Raw genomic sequence first — 2,062 nt, 5'->3', positions numbered from 1 at the left:
GACAGACCATTTGGTCCTGTATGCCCCCCCGCAGGAAACACCGCCACACGACACGCCCAGAAACGCCCGCATGGAACCACCTCAACATGGTCCGCTCAATTCAGCCTTTTGCCACGGGCTGCTAGGCGGTTCAGGAAGCCACGGTGATCAGGGTGATCTCCGGGCGGCACAGAAACCGCACCTGCGGCGCGGGCGGCGGCTCCAACCCCAGCCCCGATGAGGTGTGGACGGGCATTGCGCCCGCGCGCCGCAGTCCGCGCTCGAAACGCTTGCCCGTTGGAGAGTTGGTGATGACCGCGCCCCAGAGGGGAATGCGCACCTGCCCCCCGTGGGTGTGGCCGCAGAGATAGAGATGCATCCCCGCCGCCGCCGCCTCGTCCGCGAGGCCCGGCGTGTGGTGCATGGCGATGCGGAAAGTGGCCTCCCCGAGCGCGGCGTACACCGGGGTGCGGTTCCCAAAAGCGTTCAGCCCGGCCAGCCCGATGACCTCCTCGCCGCGGCGCAGCACGACGGCTTCGTTCTCCAGCCACTGGATGCCCGGCGCGGCCTCTTGGATCGCCCGCACATGGTCATACCCCGAGCAGGCGAACACCCCCAGGGGCGCGGTGATCCCGCCAAGTTTCGCGCGCAGTATCTCCACGTCCAGATTCTCCATCTGATGGATGTCCCCCGTGAGCAGGATCAGATCGGGATGCAGCTCCTTCAACCGGTCCGCCAGCCAGGCCTCACGCGCCGGCGTGTCCTTCTCCAGATGCAGATCGGAAAGCTGCAGAATGGTCAGGGGTTTGGAGACCGCGCCCGTCACCTCGAGGTGAACCACCCGGGGCCAGTTGGGCTCCAGCAGAAACCCGTCCGCAAACACCACGGCGTACACCACCAGCGCGGCAACGGAAAAAACGGCCAGAGGCCGCAAGGCGGAACGGTCCTTCTTCAGCGTCGCCCGTTGCGCAAAGAAGACCACCGGCACCAGGGGAAGCACTCCAAGAAAAGCGAGAATCAGAAACCCCGCAAACTCAACGCCGTTTGCCATTCGCGGCCTCCACTCCACACCACTTTTTCTTTGCGTCTTTGGGCCTTTGCGCCTTTGCGTTAAAAACCCGTCCGCCTACTCCTTCGGCAGGCACCTCCCGACGGCGTCGGCGACCATCCCCGCGAGGAGTTCGCGGCCTTTGGCGTTGTGGTGGACGCCGTCGTCGGCGAAGAGGTCGGGGCGGTCGGCCAGGGCGGCGTACAAATCCGTGACGGGAATCCCGTTCTTTTCCATGATCCCGGCGGCGATTTGGTTGCGCGCGGCGGCGCGGGCGTTCTTGTCCGCGTCCAGTTTCGCCAGGTCGCCCGCGACGCGCACGGGGGTGGTCATGCCCCAGACCACCTTCGCGCCGGGGGCCTTCTCCCGGAGCAGGGCGACGAGCGCCTCCAGGCCCTTGCGGTACTCCTCCTCCGTGCAGTCCCAGCCGTGGAGGCCGTTGTTGATGTGGATGACATCGTAGCGGTGGCGGTCCAGGATCAGGCCCAGCTCCCCGGCGTAGTCCGGATTGCCGAGAAACTTCGAGGTCGTGTAGCGCGCGCAGGCGGCCTTTCCCGCCAGCGCCTTCTCCACGCCGTCATAGTACCCCCGCACGATGGAGTCGCCCACCAGCAGCACGCGCGGGAGTTCGTCGCGGTCCGCGTCGGTGATCCAGATGTCGCTCCACTCGATGCGCTCCAGCTTCGGGGCCGGCTCGGCGGCCCCCAGGGGCAGGGCGGCCAGCACCGCCGCCGCAACCACCGCAACCGCAAAACGCTTGGACATGGGGTTCTCCTTTTCGTGGGACCAACGCCATTATTCACCCCGGCGGCCGCGCATGCAAGGAGCGCCCCGGGGTTGCACGGGGCAATCGCACCAAAAACCGCGAACAGCTTCCGGGCGGAGTGTGTTCATTGCCCTTTGTCCAACCTCTTCAACGCTGAAAGCGTTGCCGAATATAGCCCAGGCCAGGCCGCCGCCCGAAGGGCCAGGCCTGCCCTGGGTTGCCCGCGCAGAACCATCATGCCCCAACGGGGCAGCCGAAATTGCGGCGGG

The 2,062-nt window shown here is 66.6% G+C and carries 2 protein-coding genes; both read right to left on the bottom strand.

Annotated elements, in window-relative coordinates:
• Nucleotides 1-130 precede the first annotated feature (130 nt).
• Nucleotides 131-1,030, bottom strand: a complete 900-nt coding sequence (locus GXY15_06960; GenBank protein ID NLV40951.1) for a hypothetical protein — start codon at nucleotides 1,028-1,030, stop codon at nucleotides 131-133.
• Nucleotides 1,031-1,105: 75 nt separating this feature from the next.
• On the bottom strand, nucleotides 1,106-1,792 hold the full coding sequence (locus tag GXY15_06955; protein NLV40950.1) for an SGNH/GDSL hydrolase family protein: 687 nt from the start codon (nucleotides 1,790-1,792) through the stop codon (nucleotides 1,106-1,108).
• Between the last annotated feature and the right edge of the window lie 270 nt (nucleotides 1,793-2,062).

This window comes from Candidatus Hydrogenedentota bacterium (assembly GCA_012730045.1).
Taxonomy (GTDB): Bacteria; Hydrogenedentota; Hydrogenedentia; order Hydrogenedentales; family CAITNO01; genus JAAYBR01.
Note: the sequence above shows the minus strand (reverse complement) of the source record. Positions and strands in the feature narration are given on the sequence as shown.